This window comes from Microbacterium sp. LjRoot45 (assembly GCF_964253325.1).
Classification (GTDB): Bacteria; Actinomycetota; Actinomycetes; order Actinomycetales; family Microbacteriaceae; genus Microbacterium.
Genome location: NZ_CAXUQM020000001.1, coordinates 1,240,475 through 1,258,928, shown reverse-complemented (window position 1 = coordinate 1,258,928; position 18,454 = coordinate 1,240,475). Strand labels below are relative to the sequence as shown.

Annotated in this window: 18 protein-coding genes; 5 read left to right on the top strand and 13 right to left on the bottom strand. The window is 67.6% G+C overall.

Features of this window, described 5'->3' with window-relative positions:
• Positions 1–29 precede the first annotated feature (29 nt).
• Together ACSQ18_RS05910 and trpD are read right to left on the bottom strand one after the other, a co-directional pair.
• Positions 30–521 carry an aromatic ring-opening dioxygenase LigA gene (locus ACSQ18_RS05910; RefSeq protein WP_436036213.1) on the bottom strand — a complete coding sequence of 164 codons (492 nt, stop codon included), beginning with the start codon at positions 519–521 and terminating at the stop codon, positions 30–32.
• Positions 522–632: 111 nt separating this feature from the next.
• Positions 633–1,685, bottom strand: a complete 1,053-nt coding sequence (gene trpD, locus ACSQ18_RS05905) for an anthranilate phosphoribosyltransferase (RefSeq protein ID WP_436036212.1) — start codon at positions 1,683–1,685, stop codon at positions 633–635.
• Positions 1,686–1,815: 130 nt separating this feature from the next.
• Between trpD and ctaE the strand changes: the two genes are divergently transcribed.
• The 4 genes from ctaE to qcrB are packed head-to-tail and all read left to right on the top strand — an operon-like array spanning position 1,816 to position 6,217.
• Positions 1,816–2,451: an aa3-type cytochrome oxidase subunit III gene (gene ctaE, locus ACSQ18_RS05900; protein WP_144807669.1), complete on the top strand. Its 636-nt coding sequence runs from the start codon at positions 1,816–1,818 to the stop codon at positions 2,449–2,451.
• A gap of 22 nt (positions 2,452–2,473) precedes the next feature.
• Positions 2,474–3,277 (top strand): cytochrome bc1 complex diheme cytochrome c subunit, encoded by an 804-nt coding sequence (qcrC, locus tag ACSQ18_RS05895; RefSeq protein WP_436036211.1) that lies wholly within the window; start codon positions 2,474–2,476, stop codon positions 3,275–3,277.
• 37 nt (positions 3,278–3,314) lie between these two features.
• Complete coding sequence (gene qcrA, locus ACSQ18_RS05890) at positions 3,315–4,394, top strand: cytochrome bc1 complex Rieske iron-sulfur subunit (RefSeq protein ID WP_436036209.1); 1,080 nt, start codon at positions 3,315–3,317, stop codon at positions 4,392–4,394.
• Positions 4,391–6,217 carry a cytochrome bc1 complex cytochrome b subunit gene (qcrB, locus tag ACSQ18_RS05885; RefSeq protein ID WP_144807666.1) on the top strand — a complete coding sequence of 609 codons (1,827 nt, stop codon included), beginning with the start codon at positions 4,391–4,393 and terminating at the stop codon, positions 6,215–6,217. Before qcrA ends, qcrB begins: the two co-directional genes overlap by 4 nt.
• 119 nt (positions 6,218–6,336) lie before the next feature.
• Here qcrB and ACSQ18_RS05880 read toward each other — a convergent pair whose 3' ends face one another.
• The 6 genes from ACSQ18_RS05880 to ACSQ18_RS05855 all read right to left on the bottom strand — a co-directional run bounded on the left by ACSQ18_RS05880 (position 6,337) and on the right by ACSQ18_RS05855 (position 12,235).
• Entirely contained in the window at positions 6,337–7,131 is a 795-nt protein-coding gene (locus tag ACSQ18_RS05880) for a PP2C family protein-serine/threonine phosphatase (RefSeq protein WP_436036208.1), read from the bottom strand.
• Between the two features lie 8 nt (positions 7,132–7,139).
• A complete protein-coding gene (locus tag ACSQ18_RS05875) occupies positions 7,140–7,574 on the bottom strand; it encodes a cytochrome c oxidase subunit 4 (RefSeq protein WP_144807664.1) in 435 nt (144 codons plus the stop codon).
• A complete protein-coding gene (ctaD, locus tag ACSQ18_RS05870) occupies positions 7,575–9,338 on the bottom strand; it encodes an aa3-type cytochrome oxidase subunit I (RefSeq protein WP_144807663.1) in 1,764 nt (587 codons plus the stop codon). It abuts the gene before it with no gap.
• Positions 9,338–10,237 (bottom strand): aa3-type cytochrome oxidase subunit II, encoded by a 900-nt coding sequence (gene ctaC / locus ACSQ18_RS05865; RefSeq protein ID WP_436036207.1) that lies wholly within the window; start codon positions 10,235–10,237, stop codon positions 9,338–9,340. The genes ctaD and ctaC overlap by 1 nt, the downstream gene beginning before the upstream one ends.
• A 125-nt stretch (positions 10,238–10,362) precedes the next feature.
• Entirely contained in the window at positions 10,363–10,728 is a 366-nt protein-coding gene (erpA, locus tag ACSQ18_RS05860; protein ID WP_144807661.1) for an iron-sulfur cluster insertion protein ErpA, read from the bottom strand.
• A 112-nt stretch (positions 10,729–10,840) separates the two neighbouring features.
• Complete coding sequence (locus ACSQ18_RS05855; protein WP_436036206.1) at positions 10,841–12,235, bottom strand: M20/M25/M40 family metallo-hydrolase; 1,395 nt, start codon at positions 12,233–12,235, stop codon at positions 10,841–10,843.
• A gap of 46 nt (positions 12,236–12,281) precedes the next feature.
• Between ACSQ18_RS05855 and ACSQ18_RS05850 the strand changes: the two genes are divergently transcribed.
• Complete coding sequence (locus ACSQ18_RS05850) at positions 12,282–12,848, top strand: DUF3043 domain-containing protein (protein ID WP_144807659.1); 567 nt, start codon at positions 12,282–12,284, stop codon at positions 12,846–12,848.
• A 76-nt stretch (positions 12,849–12,924) separates the two neighbouring features.
• On the opposite strand, the gene ACSQ18_RS05845 is transcribed toward ACSQ18_RS05850, so the two are convergent.
• From ACSQ18_RS05845 to ACSQ18_RS05825, 5 genes are all read right to left on the bottom strand, one after another.
• The gene (locus ACSQ18_RS05845) at positions 12,925–14,415 is read right to left on the bottom strand and encodes a hypothetical protein (RefSeq protein WP_436036205.1); all 1,491 of its coding nucleotides are present in this window, start codon (positions 14,413–14,415) and stop codon (positions 12,925–12,927) included.
• Between the two features lie 113 nt (positions 14,416–14,528).
• Positions 14,529–15,551, bottom strand: a complete 1,023-nt coding sequence (locus ACSQ18_RS05840) for a quinone-dependent dihydroorotate dehydrogenase (RefSeq protein ID WP_436036204.1) — start codon at positions 15,549–15,551, stop codon at positions 14,529–14,531.
• 62 nt (positions 15,552–15,613) lie between these two features.
• Complete coding sequence (gene nrdR, locus ACSQ18_RS05835; protein WP_436036203.1) at positions 15,614–16,084, bottom strand: transcriptional regulator NrdR; 471 nt, start codon at positions 16,082–16,084, stop codon at positions 15,614–15,616.
• 12 nt (positions 16,085–16,096) lie between these two features.
• Complete coding sequence (gene hisD, locus ACSQ18_RS05830; RefSeq protein ID WP_436036201.1) at positions 16,097–17,410, bottom strand: histidinol dehydrogenase; 1,314 nt, start codon at positions 17,408–17,410, stop codon at positions 16,097–16,099.
• Positions 17,411–17,468: 58 nt separating this feature from the next.
• On the bottom strand, positions 17,469–18,452 hold the full coding sequence (locus tag ACSQ18_RS05825) for a hypothetical protein (RefSeq protein WP_436036200.1): 984 nt from the start codon (positions 18,450–18,452) through the stop codon (positions 17,469–17,471).
• Positions 18,453–18,454 lie beyond the last annotated feature (2 nt).

The following is an 18,454-nucleotide window of genomic DNA, read 5'->3' as shown; positions in this document are numbered from 1 at the left end:
CGCCGGAGCACGGGCCCGTTGCGCTCAGGTCAGGATGCCACTGCGGAGCGGCGCACCACCACGGGCACCGACGCGAGGCGCCGGATCGCCCAGCCGAACAGGATCGAAAGGATGCCGATTCCGATGGCGAACGCCGCGACTCCGAAGGAGACGACCGAGGTGAAGAGCGATGCTCGCAGGAACGAGGCATTCATCATGACGGCGCGTACGGGGTCGTCCTGGTCGAGTTCGGCGTACGTCTTGCCGCCCGAGATGCCCATCGCGTGGTGCTGGATGATGTCGGCCTGGACGAACGCGATCAAGGGGCCGGCGACGGTCTGACCCTGGAAGGCCATCGCATCATCGGGGACCACGATGTTCTCGGCGCGCAGCTGACTCGACACCATCACCCAGACGACGACGCCCACGACGATCAGCGCGATGCCCCCCAGGATGCCGAGGACTCCGACGGCCTTCACCAGGCCGACCTTCTTGACGGGGGGCTCGACAGTGTCGGCTGTGACGACGGATTCTTCGGACATGGGGGCGTTCCTCTCTGGCATGCCGGGGTGTTGCCCACAAGGTATCGCCGCGCGCGAGCACCCCGCCAGGGTGCAAGGCCGGAGAAAACCCCTGCCGAAAGTGGGGAATCGTCAGCGAGAGGTGGCTGCAACCCAGCTGTCGAGCGTGGCCGCGGACTTTCCGGTGTCGATCGCTTCGGCCGCGAGGTCCTTCGCCGCCGACAGCCGCTCCACGATCGGAACCTGCACCTGCGCGGCGTCCCGGAACAGCTCGTAGGACACGATGCCCGCCGCGGCGTTCAGCAGCACGATGTCGCGGACGGGCCCGGCGTCACCGCTGAGCACGCGCCGCACCACCTGCGCGTTGTGCGCCGCGTCGCCGCCGAGGAGGTCGTCGATGTCTGCCAGCGGGATGCCGATGTCGCGCGGATCGAGGTCGTGCTCGTGGATGTCGCCGCGAGAGATCTCCCACAGCCGGCTGTGGCCCGTCGTGGTGAGCTCGTCGAGTCCGTCGTCGCCTCGGAAGACGAGCGCAGTGGCACCGCGGGTCTGGAACACCCCGGTGATCAGCGGCACCCGATCGAGCTGGGCCACCCCGACGGCATTGGCCTCGGCCCGCGCGGGATTGCACAACGGTCCGAGGAAGTTGAAGACGGTGGGGACGCCGAGCTCGGCGCGCGTGGCACCGGCGTGACGGAAGCCCGGGTGGAAGGCGGATGCGAACGCGAAGGTGATGCCGACCTCCGCCAGCACGTCGGCGACGCGCTCGGGGGTGAGCGACAGATCGATGCCGAGCGCGCCGAGCACGTCCGAGGACCCCGAAGCCGAACTGGCTGCCCGATTGCCGTGCTTCACGACAGGGATGCCGGTGGAGGCGGCCACGACGGCAGACATGGTCGAGATGTTCACGGTTCCGAACCGGTCACCGCCCGTTCCGACGATGTCGAGCACGTCCGCGGGTACGGGAAGGGGAAGCGCGGCCTCCAGGATCGCGTCGCGGAAGCCCACGATCTCGTCGACCGTCTCCCCCTTTGCACGCAGCCCGATGAGGAATCCCGCGAGTTGAGAGGAGGTCGCATCACCCCGCATCACCTGGCGCATCGCCCACGTCGATTCGGACACGCTGAGGTCACGTCGCGCCAGGACGTTCGTGAGGATCTCGGGCCACGAGTAGAGCTCCGCCATGGGCATCGATCCTATCGGCAGTCTCACGGCGGCTTCACGGCGCGTACCGATGCCTCTCTCAACCCCTCCGAAAGTCGAACCCACCTTCAGTGATGAGGAAACCGTGCTCCGAATCAGCCATAATGAGAGCGTGACGACCTCTCCAGCTACCTACTCCCAAGCCTTGCGATCCGTCAAGCGGCCGGATCCGGTCGCTGTCGGCACCATCGTGTGGCTCGGCAGCGAGGTCATGTTCTTCGCGGGGCTGTTCGCGATCTACTTCACGCTCCGCAACGCGTCGCCCGAACTGTGGGCCGACCGCACGGAACTGCTCAACATCCCCTTCGCCGCGGTCAACACGCTCATCCTGGTGCTCTCGTCGTTCACCGCCCAGGCCGGCGTCTTCGCCGCCGAGCGTTTCCAGCCGTACCGCAAGGGCACGATCTGGCAGTTCCGTCAGTGGGGCATGGTCGAGTGGTTCTTCCTGACCTTCATCATGGGCGCCGTCTTCGTCTCCGGTCAGGTGTGGGAGTACGCCACGCTCGTCGCGGAGGGGATGCCGATCAGTGCGGATTCCTATGCCTCGGCGTTCTACCTCACCACCGGCTTCCACGCCCTCCACGTCACGGGCGGCCTCATCGCGTTCCTCCTCGTGATCGGTCGCGCGTACGCCGTCAAGAACTTCGGACGCAAGGAGATGACTTCCTCGATCGTCGTGTCGTACTACTGGCACTTCGTCGACGTCGTCTGGATCGTCCTGTTCATCGTCATCTACTTCGTCAAGTAAGAGAGCGGAGCTGAGTACCTCCATGGCATCCAAGACAGCGCGCCGTCGCACCGGCCGCCGCAGCACCTGGGCAGCCGCCGCCCTCATCGGCATCGGCCTGCTCGTCAGCGGCGGTGTCTACGCCGGCGCGTCCGCCGCGATGGCCGCCACCGAGCCGTCCTCGGCGACCGCCTCGACCCTCACGGTCGAAGACGGCAAGAAGCTCTTCCAGGCGAACTGCGCCACGTGCCACGGCCTGAACATGGAGGGCACCCCCGACGGACCGTCGCTGTACGGTGTCGGCGAGCTGGCCGTCGAGTTCCAGATGTCGACGGGTCGCATGCCGCTGCAGATGCAGGGGCCGCAGGCGCCGCAGAAGCCGGTCCAGTTCACCGAGGACCAGATCAAGGCGATCGCCGCGTGGGTCCAGTCGACCTCCCCCGGTCCGACCTATCCCGCCGAGTCGATCCTCGACGGCGGCGGGAACGTCGCGAACGGCGCGGAGCTCTTCCGGATCAACTGCGCCATGTGCCACAACGTCGCCGCAGCCGGTGGCGCCCTGACGGAGGGCAAGTACGCCCCCGCGCTCACGAGCACGAGCCCGCTGCACATCTACGCGGCCATGGTCACCGGCCCGCAGAACATGCCGGTGTTCAACGACATGACCCTGACCACGGACGAGAAGCGCGACATCATCTCCGCGCTGATGTGGATGCAGCAGAACGAGTCTGCGGGCGGCTTCTCGCTCGGTTCGCTCGGTCCGGTGTCCGAGGGCCTGTTCATCTGGATCTTCGGCATCGGCGCACTGATCGCCCTCACCGTGTGGATCACGGCGAAGTCGAACTGATCGACACACTTCACTGACGGAACGTACGAGGAGCACCATGGCACACGAGGAAGACGCGCTCGAGCACGAGAGGGCTTCATGGAAGCCGTCTCCGGGGCTCGCGGTCGCGGTTCCCGACCCCGTGCAGAACCCCGGTCTGCCGCCGCACCGGGCGCGCACGACCGACAAGGACCCGGCCGCCATGAAGCGCGCCGTGCGCACGGTCTACACGCTCTTCTATCTGTCGCTCGCCGGGAGCATCTGGGCGGTCGCCGCCTACATGCTCTTCCCGATCGAGAGCGGCCAGATCATCGACATCCGGCACAACAACCTCTTCATCGGACTCGGTATCGCCCTGGCGCTCTTCGCGCTCGGGGTCGGCGCCATCCACTGGTCGAAGGCGGTGATGTCGGACAAGGAGTACATCGAGCCCCGACACGCCACCCGTGGTCGCGACGCCACCCGTGAGGGTGCCATCCAGGCGTTCCGCGATGCCAACGAGGAGTCGGGTTTCGGCCGTCGTGCCGTCATCCGCAACTCTCTGATCGCCGCCCTCGTGGCATCCGTCGCTCCGGGCATCGTGCTGTTCCGCGGACTCGCGCCGGAGAGCTCGGAGGAGAACCCGATTGCGGGCGACCCCGTCGCTCTCCTCAGCCACACCATGTGGAAGAAGGGGATGCGTCTCGCGCACGACCCCAGCGGCGAGCCGATCCGCGCCGCCGACCTCACGCTGGGCTCCGCGGTTCACGTCATCCCTGAGCCGCTCGCCGAACTGAGCCACCACGAGGGCTACCTCGAGGAGAAGGCCAAGGCCATCGTCCTTCTGATGCGCCTGCTCCCCGAGCAGCTCCCCGCCGAGCACAACAACCTGGAGTGGGCGTACGACGGTATCGTCGCCTACTCGAAGGTGTGCACCCACGTGGGTTGCCCGGTCGCCCTGTACGAGCAGCAGACGCACCACCTCCTGTGCCCCTGCCACCAGTCGCAGTTCGACGTGTCGCGCTCGGCCGCGGTGATCTTCGGACCCGCCGCCCGCCCGCTGCCGCAGCTGCCGATCACCGTCGACGACGAGGGTTACCTGATCGCGCAGAGCGACTTCAACGAACCTGTCGGCCCGAGCTTCTGGGAGCGCCATTGAGCACCGCGACCGTCAACCAGACACCGACGGAGAAGTCGCAGGCTGAGAAGCCTCTCGGCGGTCGATTCGTCGCCGGCGCCGCGAACTACATCGACGAGCGCACCAGCATGTCGGGCCTCGTCAAGGAGCTCGGCCGCAAGATCTTCCCCGATCACTGGTCGTTCATGCTCGGTGAGATCGCTCTGTGGAGCTTCGTCGTCGTGCTGCTCTCCGGCACGTTCCTGACGTTCTTCTTCCAGGCGTCCATGGTGGAGACCCACTACGAAGGTGCCTACCTGCCGATGGTCGGCGTCGAGATGTCCGCAGCGCTCGACTCGACGCTCCGACTGTCCTTCGATATTCGTGGCGGCCTCCTGGTGCGCCAGATCCACCACTGGGCCGCGCTCGTCTTCGTCGCCGGCATCGGCGTGCACATGCTGCGCGTGTTCTTCACGGGCGCGTTCCGCAAGCCGCGCGAGCTCAACTGGGTGATCGGCTTCGTGCTGTTCATCCTCGCGATGGGCGAGGGCTTCACCGGCTACTCCCTGCCCGACGACCTGCTGTCGGGCAACGGCCTCCGCATCATCGACGGCATGATCAAGGGCATCCCGCTGATCGGCACGTGGACCTCGTTCCTGCTGTTCGGCGGCGAGTTCCCCGGCACCGACATCGTCGGCCGCCTCTATGTGCTGCACATCCTCCTGCTGCCGGCGATCCTGGTCGCGCTGCTCGCGGTGCACCTCATGCTCATGATCGTCAACAAGCACACGCAGTTCGCCGGCCCCGGTCGTACGAACAGCAACGTCGTGGGCTACCCGATGATGCCGGTCTACATGTCCAAGATGGGCGGCTTCTTCTTCATCACCTTCGGCGTGATCGTGCTGATCGCCTCGCTGTTCACGATCAACCCGATCTGGAACTACGGGCCGTACGACCCCTCGCCGGTCTCGGCCGGAACCCAGCCCGACTGGTACATCGGATTCGCCGACGGAGCGCTGCGTCTCGTGCCGCCGCACCTGGAGTTCGTGCTGCTCGACCGCACCTGGTCGTTCAACATCCTCATCCCCCTCGGCGGTCTGGGCCTGTTCATCGTGCTGGTGATGCTCTACCCGTTCATCGAGGCGTGGATCACGGGCGACAAGCGCGAGCACCACATCGCTCAGCGTCCGCGTCACGCTCCCACCCGCACCGCCATCGGCGTCGCCGGAGTTGTCTTCTACGCCGTGCTCTGGGCGGCAGCGTCGTCGGACATCATCGCGACGCACTTCCACCTCACGATGGAAGGCGTCATCCACGCACTGCAGGCACTCCTCATCATCGGCCCTGTGTTCGGGTACTTCATCACGAAGCGCATCGCTCTCGCGCTCCAGAAGAAGGATCGTGAGATCGCCCTTCACGGCTACGAGTCCGGCCGAATCGTGCGGCTGCCGGGCGGCGAGTACATCGAGGTCCACCAGCCCGTCGACGAGTACGAGCTCGTCAAGCTCGTGGACTTCGAGACGAACGCGCCGCTCGTCGTCCGTCCGGATGACCGCGGGCGCATCGCCTGGCACCAGAACCTGCGTTCGGCGATCTCGCGCTGGTTCTTCGAAGACCGTCTCGTCCCGCTGACGCAGGCAGACATCGACGAGGCGCGTGCACATCAGCACCACACCCTCGAGCACATCGCCGAAGAGGAGGCCGCGGAGCTCCAGGGCGCCCACGAACGCGCGGGAGTCCCCGACGCTCCGCTTCACCCGATCGATGACGGGCACAACGGCGAGACCGCGAACCGTCCGTCCAACGTGATCATTCCGGACGACGACGAGGGCAAGAAGAGCAAGAAGAAGCCCACGTCCGACTGACGTCGACGAGCAGAGCGGCGAGGCGACGACCGTCAGGTCGAGCCTCGCCGCTTTCGTCATCCACTCGCGAGCGCCGGCGCACAGGCATCCGCTCACTACATGCGTGCGATGCGTGCGGGTCAGCCGGTCAAGCTTGCGAGATCGACGGCGAACCCATCGGCGGCTGCCCCCGCCCACATCGGCTCGTCCGCGTCAGGCACTCCCCTGCGCACGTCGCAGACGACAGCGGTGACATTGTCACGGGAGCCGGCTTCGAGTGCCGCGTCGACGAGGTTGCGCGCGGCGAGTTCCGCATCGGAATCAGTGCGAAGGATCTCCGCGATCACCTCATCGGGCAGGTAGTCGCTCACGCCGTCCGTGCAGAGCAGCCAGCGATCGCCGGCCACCGGCACCCGCTCCACGACACGCACGACGTCGTCCGCGTCTCCCCGCAGGGACGCCGTGATGATGTTCCGCCGCGGATGGTGCATGGCATCCTCGACGCTCACGATGCCCTGGTCGACCAAGGTTTGGACGTAGGAGTCGTCGCGGGTCTGACGGATCGAATGCCCGTCCCGGAGCAGATAGGCGCGAGAGTCGCCGGTGTGCGCGAGCAGCAATCCCCCGCTCCGGTCGAGCCACACGCCCGTGAACGTCGTCGCCATGCCCGCCAGACCTGGGTCTCGCCGCACGTGGGCCGCGAGATCGTCGTTCGCGCCGTGGAGCCTGCGTTCGAGCTCGTCGGCGTCTCTCACATCGCTTCCGCCGGAAACCAGCCGATGGAGGAGCGCTGCCGACGCCAGGTCTCCCGCCGGACCGCCGCCGACACCATCGGCCACGGCAGCGCCCCAGGATGCCACGAAGGCAGCGTCCTGGTTGGCGTCACGGTGCGGACCTATATCCGACCACACGCCGGCCTGGAGCCGGAACGTCATTCGATCAATCAGCGCGCGAAGTATCCGCGGTAGTACTCGTAGACCCAGCCGACGATGGCCACGACGAAGACGGCGACACCGATGGGAAGGAGGAACGTACCGACGGCCAGGCCGACGATCGCGAGCGCGGCGGAGAAGGCGAGCACGAGCGGCCACCACGACCAGGGGCTGAACTCACCGAGCTCAGGGTCGCCGTCGTCGATGTCGGCCGTGAGGGTGTCCTCAGGGAGCTCGCCACGCTGTGCACGGTGGACGCGGTGAACGTAGAACGCGATCATCGCGGCCATGAAGACCGTGAACAGCAGCGCGGTCGATCCCACCCACTCGATGGCGTTGTACCACGGGAGGCTGGAGTGCTCGATGATGTTCCAGCCCGTGTACAGCACGGTGCACAGCAGGAAGAAGGCGGCGAGGATCCACCACAGGTTGACGTTGGTCTTCACTTACTTCACCTCTCCCTCGGCGAGGTCGACGACGGGTGCATCGGGTGCATCCTTGGCCGGACCGACTCCCACCGGGATACCCGCTTCGGGGTGGTTCAGGTCGAACGCGGGGCGCTCGCTGCGGATGCGCGGAATCGACGTGAAGTTGTGTCGAGGCGGGGGGCAGCTCGTCGCCCATTCGAGAGACGCTCCGTAGCCCCACGGGTCGTTCACGGTCACCTTCGGTGCCGTGCGCGACGTGAGCCACACATTCAGGAAGAACGGGATCATCGAGGCGCCGAGGATCATCGCGCCGACGGTGGAGACCTGGTTACCGAGCGTCCAGCCGTCAGCGGCCGAGTAGTCTGCGTAGCGGCGCACCATGCCGTCGACACCCAGCCAGTGCTGGATGAGGAACGTCATGTGGAACCCGACGAAGAGCATCCAGAAGTGCACCATTCCGAGGCGCTCGTTCAGCATGCGGCCCGTCCACTTCGGCCACCAGAAGTAGAACCCGGCGAACATGGCGAACACGACCGTGCCGAAGACGACGTAGTGGAAGTGCGCGACGACGAAGTAGGAGTCGGACGTGTGGAACGTCAGCGGCGGCGACGCCAGGATGACGCCGGTGAGACCACCGAACACGAAGGACACGAGGAAGCCCAACGAGAAGACCATCGGCGTCTCGAACGTGACCGAGCCTCGCCAGAGCGTGCCGATCCAGTTGAAGATCTTCACGCCGGTCGGAACCGCGATGAGCATCGTCATGAGCGCGAAGAACGGAAGCAGGACGGCGCCCGTGACGTACATGTGGTGCGCCCACACCGAGACCGACAGTGCGGCGATCGCGATGGTGGCATAGACCAGCGTCTTGTATCCGAAGATCGGCTTACGGCTGAAGACCGGGAAGATCTCCGAGACGATGCCGAAGAACGGCAGCGCGATGATGTAGACCTCAGGGTGACCGAAGAACCAGAACAGGTGCTGCCACAGCAGCACGCCGCCGTTGGCGGGGTCGTAGATGTGGGCACCGAGCACGCGGTCCGCCGCGGCGGCGAAGATCGCGGCCGCCAGCACAGGGAAGGCCATCAGCACGAGGATGCTCGTGACGAGCGTGTTCCACGAGAAGATCGGCAGACGCCACATCGTCATACCCGGTGCACGCATCGTGATGATCGTCGTGACGAAGTTCACCGCACCGAGGATGGTGCCGAAACCGCTCATGCCGAGTCCGAGCATCCAGAGGTTTCCGCCGGCACCGGGCGAGAAGCTCGCGTTGGCGAGAGGCTGATACGCGAACCATCCGAAGGCCGCAGCACCCTGCGGCGTGAGGAAGCCGGCGATCGCGATGAGCGATCCGAAGATGAACAGCCAGAGCGCGAAGGCGTTGAGGCGCGGGAACGCCACATCAGGAGCGCCCAGCTGCAGCGGCAGGATGGCGTTCGCGAAGCCCGCGAACAGCGGCGTCGCGAACATCAGCAGCATGATCGTGCCGTGCATCGTGAACAGCTGGTTGTACTGATCCTTCGTCGGGATGACCTGCATACCCGGCTCGAAGAGCTCAGCGCGGATGATCAGCGCCATCACACCGCCGAGCAGGAAGAAGAGCACCGAGGCGATGAGGTACATGTACCCGATCGTCTTGTGGTCGGTCGACGTGATCCACTTGACGATCACGTTGCCCTTCTCCTCCACGCGCGATGCGCTCAAGAGAGCTGCCTGACGCGGCGGCAGAGTGGACGGACGGCCGTACGTCTCGCCCTGGAGCGGAAGCGTCGTCGCCATCAGTGGTCTCCCTCGGAGTCGGTCGGCGCGCCCGTGCCCGGCAGATTCTGCAGGCGGTCGTAGGCGTCGTTGATGTCCCCGGTCTGACCGGCATCCCGCAGCGATGCGAGGTACGCGTCGTACTCGGCCTGCTCGACCACCTTCACCTTGAACAGCATCATCGAGTGGTACTGGCCGCAGAGCTCCGCACACTTGCCGTCGTACTCGCCGACGCGGGTCGGGGTGAACGACCAGTAGTTGTCCTTCCCGATGTACATGTCCTTCTTGTACAGGAAGTCGATGATCCAGAAGGAGTGGATGACGTCGCGAGAGACGAGCTTGATCTTCACTTCCTGGTCGACCGGGAGGTAGAGGGTGGGCAGCTCGCTGGTGATGTTGCCCTGCGGGTCGGTCTGCGCCTGGACACCCATCGACCAGACGGCGTCGTCAGCCTGCTCGCAGTCGCTCTCGGTGTACTGGAAGTCCCACGCCCACTGCTTGCCGATCGCGGTGATGCAGACGTCGGGGTCGTCGTACTGGGTCTCGAGGATGGCCTGATCACGAGCCGTGAACGCGAAGAATCCGATCACCAGGATGAGCGGCACGATCGTGTAGAAGATCTCGATCGGCATGTTGTAGCGCATCTGGACGGGGAGTCCCGTCTGGCCCTTGCGGCGACGGTACGCGACCGCCGCGAAGCCCATGAGCGCCCACGTGATGACGCCCACGACGAGGAGCACGATCCAGGAGTTGACCCAGAGGCCGGAGACCATCTCGGTGCGGTTGGTCGCCTGAGTCCCGTCGTCGGTGAACCCCGGGAGGAAGCCGTTCAGCTCGGTCGGAGTGCATGCCGCAAGGGTGATCGCCGTGGCGAGTCCCAGGGGGATGACGGCCCAGCGGAGGCGACGTTTGACGCGCACGGTGCACCTTTCGGGGTCATGAAGGTCGAACACCTGCCAGTCTAGGGCAACCTCTCACTCGATTCAGGCCATCCGCCCAGGATGTCCCGACTCTCGGAGGGGGCGCACAGCCGCCTGGCCCGGTGTCAGTGGAAGCTGTCGCCGCAGGCGCAACTGCCCGCCGCGTTGGGGTTGTCGATCGTGAACCCCTGCTCCGAGATGGTGTCCTTGAAGTCGATCGTCGCACCGTCGAGATACGGCACCGACATGTCGTCGACGATGACCTCGACGCCGTCGAAGTCGACGGCCTTGTCGCCGTCGAGGAAGCGCTCGTCGAAGTAGAGCTGGTAGATCAGCCCCGAGCATCCGCCCGGCTGCACGGCGACGCGCAGACGCAGATCGTCGCGGTTCTCCTGGTGCAGCAGACTCTTCACCTTCGCGGCGGCGGCATCGGTCAGTGCCACGCCGTGGTCGGGCGTGACGGCAGCGGGCGACGTGGCGATGTCAGTCATGACTCTCCTGGAGTGTCGGGCCGTCAATGCCCTTCAGGGGCCGGGACGGCGGATGCCACGATTCTACCGCCTCCCCGGCATCCGCGGCCTGGCGTGCCGCGAGCCGCGGGACTCAGAGCGCCGTCGCGTCAAGGCTCTCCAGCAGCAGCGCCTCCGAGACGAGGGCGTGGCGGAACGTGTCGAGATGCAGGGACTCGTTCGGGCTGTGAGCGCGAGCGTGAGGATCTTCGACGCCGGTGACCAGGATCTGCGCGCCCGGGAACTCGCGCACGAGATCCGCGATGAAGGGGATCGAGCCGCCGACGCCGATGTCGACCGGTTCCACGCCGTAACCGGTCGCCAACGCGTCCCGCGCCTTCTCGACGGCCCAGCCGCTCGTATCGACGAGGAATGCGTCGCCCGAGTCGACGTCGCGGAAGGAGAGCTCCGCGCCGAACGGCGCGTGCGCGCGCAGGTGCGCCTCGATCGCGGCGAACGCCTCGGCGGCGGGCTGTCCGGGAGCAACGCGCGCGCTGATGACGACCGACAGCTCGGGCGTGAGCGTGTTGGACGCGTTCTTGACCGACGGGAAATCGATACCGGTCACGGTGATCGACGGCTTGTTCCAGATGCGGCTCAGGATGGTGCCGCGTCCGACCGGCGAGACCCCCGCAGGCAGCCCGGCCTCGCTGCGCAGCGTGTCTTCGGTGTAGTCCGGGGTCGGCGCGTCGCGCTCGGCGAGCCCGGCCACGGCGACGGCGCCCTCGTCATCCCACAGCGTCGACAGCAGCTTGACGGTCGCGAGCATCGCGTCGGGCACCGCTCCCCCGAACATGCCCGAGTGGGATGCGTGGTCGAGGGTCTTCACGCCGAGGGTGAACCGTGTGTTGCCGCGCAGCGAGACCGTGAGGGCAGGGGTGACGGCATCCCAGTTGCCGGAGTCCGCCACGACGATGACGTCGGCGCGCAGCGCGTCGGCGTTATCCTGCAGGAACTGCGCGAACGATGCGGAGCCCGCCTCCTCCTCGCCCTCGATGAACAGATTCACGCCGAGGTCGAAATCCGTGCCGAGCGCGGCGACCAGGGCGCGCAGCGCCCCGACGTGGGCCATGACGCCCGCCTTGTCGTCGGCCGCGCCGCGACCGTACAGCCTGCCGTCGCGCACCGTCGGCTCGAAGGGCGCGGACTCCCACAGCGTCTCGTCCCCCACCGGCTGCACGTCGTGGTGCGCGTAGAGGAGGATCGTGGGCCGACCATTGCGCGCGGCTCGGGTGGCCAGCACTGCCGGCATCCCCTCCTCACCGGTCGCCGGCACCACCGCCGTCTTCACCTCGACGCGGTCGAAGATGCCGAGCCCGTTCAGCAACGCTTCGACGGCGGCGGCGCTCCGTGAGACTTCCGCGCGGTCGAACCCGGGGAACGCGATCGACGGGATGCGGACGAGGGCTCCGAGATCGGCGAGGGCGGCGGGGACGGCATCGGCGGCAGCGGCGCGCACGGCGTCGGACCGGGACAGTTCGGAGGTCATGCGGGTAATCTTATGGGGCCCGCTCTCCGCCGATCCGAGGTATCCCGTGGCCAAGACACCCGCCGCCCCCGCTCCAGACACCGAGCCCGACGCTCCCGCCGGTCCCGGGAAGAACCGCCCCACGCCGTCGCGCGCCGAGCAGGAGGCCGCTCGCAAGCGTCCGCTCGTCGCAGACACGAAAGAGGCGCGGGCCCGGGCGAAATCCGACCTGGCGGCGCAGCGCGAGAAGGCGCGGATCGGCATGGCCAACGGCGAGGAGAAGTATCTGCCCGCCCGCGACAAGGGTCCGCAGCGACGCTTCGCGCGAGACTTCGTGGATGCCGGCTGGCACATCGGTGAGCTCATGATGCCCCTGATGGTGGTCGTCATCCTGTTGAGCCTGTGGCCGAACGCGGCCGTCGTCTATTACGGCTTCGTCGGTCTGTGGGTGTTCATCATGTTCGTCGTGGCCGACATGATCATCACGAGCATCCGGGTCAAGCGGGCTGCGTCGGCGAAGTGGGGCGATCGCCGCGAGAAGGGCCTCGGCTGGTACTCCGCAATGCGCACGATTCAGATGCGCTTCATGCGTCTGCCCAAGCCGCAGGTCCGGCGCGGCCAGCACCCGGCCTGACACCGCACGACGTACCGCGCCGGCACGGCAGAGGGCCCGCACCCCATCGGGTGCGGGCCCTCTCGCATGTGCGACGTCAGGACGTCGACATGACCTTGTAGGTGTACTCGATCTTCACCTTGTCGCTCGTGAAGCGCGACTTGCCCGCGAGCACGACGGCGAGATCGATGCTGCGCGCCGATCCCTTCAGCGACAGGCGGCCGAGCGACCGGTCCCCCTTGACGACGAGATCGCTCTTCCCGGTCTCGGCTCCGGTGCGGTTGTATCCCCACGCGACGGTGCCGGCGAGGTCGGTCGTGCTGAGCACGACGCGAACCGTGCCGTCGCCGTACTTGTACGAGTTCCGCACCGCAGCGGGGACGCCGAAGGTTCCGACCGCCGCGACCGAGAGGAAGCCCTCGGTCGCGCCGACGCAGCGGAAGCTCGACGAGCCGACCTCGGCGCAGCGGCTGCGCGAGTCGAACGCGATCCAGTCGTCGAACGCCCGCTGGGCCGAGTACCAGGTCGACGTGGTCTTCGTCACGAGCTTGCCCTTCTTGACGACGACCTTCGTGCTGGAGGTCTTGGTGCCGCCCTCCGGACCCTTCACCGCCACCGTGACGGTGTAGGTGCCGGGCACGAGACGGCCGGAGACGGTCCCCGCCCAGGTGGCCGACCAGGTCTTGCTCGAGGTGAGCTTCCACGACGTGACCGTCTTGCCGTCGCGTGACACCTTGACGGAGCCCGTGACCGGGATGGTCGCGCCCGTCGTGGTCGACGTCCGGACGGCGATCTTCGTCGCATCCTTGTAGCCGTCCTTCGACGGATAGATGGTGGCCAGCGAGACGGAGACCTTCGTCGCGGTGACCGCCGTGGTGCGGACGGTCAGCGGGACGGCAGCACTCGCGACCACGTCGGAGCCCGCACCCGTCACGAGCGCCCGCGCGGATCCGCTGCCTGCGGCGAGTTTGGAGCCGGTGACGGTCGCGGTGGCGGCGGAGCCGGTCGACGAGGCGACGCTGACGGTCTGCGTCTTACCACCCACCGACGCGACGACAGAACCGGTGAACGGAACCGCCAATGCCGTCTCATCCACCGCGACCACGGTGGCGGTCGTCTTGGGGCGGCCGCTTCCGGACCACGAGAAGATCGACGAGGCACCGAGCGACAGCGCGACGGATGCCGGGCGGCCCGAGCCGACGGTGAGCGCCACCGATACGGGGTCGCCGACGGCCGGTGTCGCCCGCACCGACAGGGTGCCGGCGGGGAGGTCGGTCACGGGCACCGCGATCGACGTGCTCAGCGCGTCCGCGGGGAGGGCGACGCTCTGCGTACGCAGGATGCCGATGCCGTCGGCGGCCAGCACGTCCACGGTGACGTCGGTGGCGACGTCGGAGGACAACGCCAGCGTCGCCTCGTCGCGGACGCCGTCGTCGTCGGGCAGGGTCAGCAGCGTGGACGGAGCACCGAGGATCAGCGTCGCGGTCTCGTCGACCGGCAGGGGCTCTTCCTCTCCGTCGACAGCAAGAGCGGGCGCGGCGGTGGCCACGAGGGCAAAGGACAGCAGGACCGCGCTCGCGCGCGACATCGCCGGCCTCATGGATTCGGGTTTCATGAGTTCCTCACAGGTAGATGAGAGAACTCTAATCTGGCATCGGCGGCAGAGAGAAGCCTTCGCGGAAAGAATCCCGCGGGACCGAATCAGGCGCGCACGAGTCCCCGATTGATCTGCCGCGCCCAGAACGGACCGCGGTAGATGAAGCCGGTGTATCCCTGAACGAGGTCTGCGCCCGCGTCGAGGCGATCCTGCACATCCCGCGCCGACTCCACTCCCCCGGCGGCGATGACGCAGAATCCAGGGGGCACAGCGCCTCGCACGATCCGCAGCACCTCCAGCGCGCGCTCCCGCAACGGCGCACCCGACAGGCCGCCGGCACCCGCCGCGTCGACCTTCGCGGCATCCGTCCGAAGCCCTTCGCGGGCCACCGTCGTGTTCGTGGCGACGAGTCCCGCCAGGCCGGCATCGACCGCGAGCCCGGCGATGGCCGACACCTCCTCGTCGGCGAGATCCGGTGCGATCTTGACCAGCAGAGGCGTCTCTCCCGCGGCTGCGCGCACGGCTTCGAGCAGAGGGCGGAGGGTCTCGACGGCCTGGAGTCCACGCAGACCGGGAGTATTCGGGGACGACACATTCACCACGAGGTAGTCCGCGACGGGCGCGACCAGCTCGGTGCTGCGTACGTAGTCGCCGACGGCATCCGCGACGTCGACGACACGACTCTTGCCGATGTTCGCCCCGATGATGGGGCGACGGGTTCGGCGGCGAGCCCGCGCCAGTCGATTCGCGGCCGACGCCGCACCCGCGTTGTTGAAGCCCATGCGGTTGATCAGCGCGCGGTCCTCCACGAGGCGGAAGAGTCGCGGGCGGGGGTTCCCGTCCTGCGGGATCGCCGTGACCGTGCCGATCTCGACGTGACCGAAGCCGAGCGCGTGCAGGCCCGAGATCATGACGGCGTTCTTGTCGAATCCGGCCGCCACGCCGAACGGCGAGTCGAAGACGAGCCCGAGCGCCTCGGTACGCAGGCGCGGATCAGGGCGCGTCATCGCTCGCACGGCCCAGGCGATGGGACGCCATCCGGAAACGCGGATGACCGGGATCACGAGGTGATGAGCGAACTCGGGGTCCATGCGCGCGAAGAACGTGCGGAAGATGAAGGGATACATCGGGACCAGCCTAGGACCCGCGCGAGGGACCCCTCGCGACGGGTGGCCGGGAGTAAGCGTCGTCAGTCGCCCGTCGATGCCGCAGCAGCATGATCGGCGCGCAACTGCGCGATCGACGACTCGAAGTCATCGAGCGAGTCGAACGCCTGGTACACGCTGGCGAAGCGCAGGTACGCGACTTCGTCGAGGTCGCGGAGAGGTCCGAGGATCGCGAGGCCGATCTCATTCGTGTCGATCTGGGATGATCCGGTCTGTCGCACGGCCTCCTCGACCGCCTGCGCGAGCACGGCGAGGTCGGAGTCGGTGACCGGGCGGCCCTGACAGGCCTTCCTCACCCCGGACATGACCTTCTCGCGGCTGAACGGCTCGATCACGCCGGAGCGCTTGATGACGTTGAGGCTGGCCGTCTCGATCGTCGAGAAGCGGCCTCCGCACTCGGGGCACTGACGGCGGCGGCGAATGCTCAAGCCGTCATCGCTCGTGCGGGAGTCGATGACGCGGGAGTCGGCGTGGCGGCAGAACGGGCAGTGCATGGTGACTCCAGACTACGTCGCGGACCGATCCGCGAAGCGCGCGGTGACCGCCTCGCCGTGGGCAGGCAGCGCCTCGGCATCCGCGAGCGCCACGATCCCGTCGTGAACGGCCTCGAGCGCGGCACGATCGTAGACGATGACCTGCTGCGGACGCAGGAACGTGGATGCCGAGAGCCCGGCGGCATACCTCGCCTGGCCCCCCGTGGGCAGCACGTGATTGCTTCCGGCGAGGTAGTCGCCGAGACTGACCGGTGAGTGCTCGCCCACGAAGACGGCGCCGGCGTTCACGAAGTCGTCCACCCGGGGGTCGGCGAGGTGCAGCTCGAGATGCTCCGGGGCGTAGGCGTTGCTGAAGGCGGTCGCCGCCTCGACATCGTCGACCAGTACGATCGCCGACTGCGGACCGATGAGTGCCTCGCGGATGCGCGCGGAGTGCCGAGTGGCTCCGGCACGCAACATGACCTCCGATGCGACCCTCTCGGCGAGAGCGGGAGATGTCGTCACGAGCACCGCCGCCGCCTGCTCGTCGTGTTCGGCCTGACTCACGAGGTCTGCCGCCACGAGGGTCGCGTCTGCCGAGGCGTCGGCGACGATGAGGATCTCCGTCGCGCCCGCCTCGGAGTCGGTGCCGACCATGCCCGCGACGACCCGCTTGGCCAGGGCGACGAAGTTGTTGCCCGGCCCCGAGATCACGTCGACCGCGTGGAGACCCAGCGAGGGCACGCCGTGGGCGTACGCGCCGATAGCACCGGCGCCGCCCATCGCATACACCTCGGAGACGCCGAGCAGCTTCGCCGCCGCCAGGATCACGGGGTGTACCCGTCCGCCGAAATCGCGCTGCGGCGGCGAGGCGAGTGCGACTTCCGACACGCCGGCAACCTGAGCGGGGACGACGTTCATCACGACGCTCGACGGATACACGGCCTTGCCACCGGGCACGTACACACCGACGCGCTGCACCGGACGCCACCGCTGCTCCACCCTGGCCCCTGGACCGAGCTCGGTGACCAGGGGCGGGGGAACCTGAGCCGCGGACGCGAGTCGGACGCGGGCGATGGCCTCCTCGAGCGCGCGTCTCACGTCGGGATCGAGCGATGACAGCGCTTCGTCGAGGTGGGCGGCCGGGACGCGGATGTCATGGCCTTCCGCGCCGTCGAAGCGCGCGGCCTGCTCGCGGAGGGCCTCCTCGCCTCGGACGGACACGTCGTGGACGATCTGAGCCGCCGTGTTCAGAGCCTCGTCCCGCGCGGCGGTGGCTCGAGGAACGGCGGCCAGAAGCTCGGCCGGCGAGAGGACGCGGCCGCGCAGATCGATCGTGCGAAGCATCCCTCCAGCGTACTGGCGACGCCGCGCCACCTCGGACGCGTTCGGCTCCCTCGTGGGCTCAGCCGCGAGTCACTCCCGAGACATCGGTGAGATAGCCGACGCGTCCATCCTCGTGGCGGATCACGAAACGATCGCCCCGATCCTCGATCACGAGCGCCCATGCCGTGGGTCCGACGGTGAAGACCGGGAAGCCGTTCTCGTCGACGACGTCACGTTCGACGGGAGAAAGAGCCCAGAACGCCTGGCTGGCCGCGGGGGCGGCGGCAGCCGGCTCCTCTTCGACGGCGAACGGGAACGCCGCGGTCGCGTCGTCGGACGCCGCCTCGACGCCGACCTGCTCGCCGACGGGTTCTGCGGCGCGCGGCGCATACGCCGGCTCCGGGGCCTCGCCGTAGGGAGATGCCTCGGGCGCGGCCGCTGCGGGGCGGGGACGGGGAGTGGTCGGCCGCGGCGTCACGGGTCGGACGGGACGCGCGTTGCGGTGCGCGAGCACCTGCTCTTCACGGAGGAAATCCTCGTCGAAGGGTCGGATGAAGGGAGCGAGCACCGTGAGGAACACGCCGGCGACCATGAGGAAGAACTCGAGCCACACGACCCAGCTGCTCAGCCAGAGTCCCGTCTGGATGCCGCGGGCCACGTTGGTCCAGAGCACTCCGAGCCAGACCACGGCCGAGACCGAGAAGGCCACCGACGCGAACTGATCGACCGCGAGCGAACCGACCCGTCGGATGCCGTCGGGCGAGAAACGCCGCAGCACGATGAGGAAGACCGCGACGGTCGGTACACCGATCGTCAGCACCCAGTCGATTCCCGAGCTCCACACCGAGCCCAGGTCGAGCAACGCTGAGGACCCCGGGCCGTCGACCCAGATCGAGAAGAAGGAGACGATGAAGGCGAGCAGCCACACACCGAGCAGCGACACTTCCCGAATCGTGAAAGGCCCGACCCCGTACTGGACGGAGCCTCGCTGGTCTGCGGGCGGAGCCGCCGTCTCCTGCGACGTGTGGTCGGCGAACGGGGTGGTGTCGTACTCGTCACTCACGA

What these genes read in the sequence shown, in the direction of transcription:
- ACSQ18_RS05910 (WP_436036213.1), bottom strand. Translation starts at nt 521, where the DNA reads ATGTCCGAAGAATCCGTCGTCACAGCCGACACTGTCGAGCCCCCCGTC.
- trpD (WP_436036212.1), bottom strand. Translation starts at nt 1,685, where the DNA reads ATGGCGGAGCTCTACTCGTGGCCCGAGATCCTCACGAACGTCCTGGCG.
- qcrC (WP_436036211.1), top strand. Translation starts at nt 2,474, where the DNA reads ATGGCATCCAAGACAGCGCGCCGTCGCACCGGCCGCCGCAGCACCTGG.
- qcrA (WP_436036209.1), top strand. Translation starts at nt 3,315, where the DNA reads ATGGCACACGAGGAAGACGCGCTCGAGCACGAGAGGGCTTCATGGAAG.
- ACSQ18_RS05880 (WP_436036208.1), bottom strand. Translation starts at nt 7,131, where the DNA reads ATGACGTTCCGGCTCCAGGCCGGCGTGTGGTCGGATATAGGTCCGCAC.
- ctaD (WP_144807663.1), bottom strand. Translation starts at nt 9,338, where the DNA reads ATGGCGACGACGCTTCCGCTCCAGGGCGAGACGTACGGCCGTCCGTCC.
- erpA (WP_144807661.1), bottom strand. Translation starts at nt 10,728, where the DNA reads ATGACTGACATCGCCACGTCGCCCGCTGCCGTCACGCCCGACCACGGC.
- ACSQ18_RS05855 (WP_436036206.1), bottom strand. Translation starts at nt 12,235, where the DNA reads ATGACCTCCGAACTGTCCCGGTCCGACGCCGTGCGCGCCGCTGCCGCC.
- ACSQ18_RS05845 (WP_436036205.1), bottom strand. Translation starts at nt 14,415, where the DNA reads ATGTCGCGCGCGAGCGCGGTCCTGCTGTCCTTTGCCCTCGTGGCCACC.
- ACSQ18_RS05840 (WP_436036204.1), bottom strand. Translation starts at nt 15,551, where the DNA reads ATGTATCCCTTCATCTTCCGCACGTTCTTCGCGCGCATGGACCCCGAG.
- nrdR (WP_436036203.1), bottom strand. Translation starts at nt 16,084, where the DNA reads ATGCACTGCCCGTTCTGCCGCCACGCCGACTCCCGCGTCATCGACTCC.
- hisD (WP_436036201.1), bottom strand. Translation starts at nt 17,410, where the DNA reads ATGCTTCGCACGATCGATCTGCGCGGCCGCGTCCTCTCGCCGGCCGAG.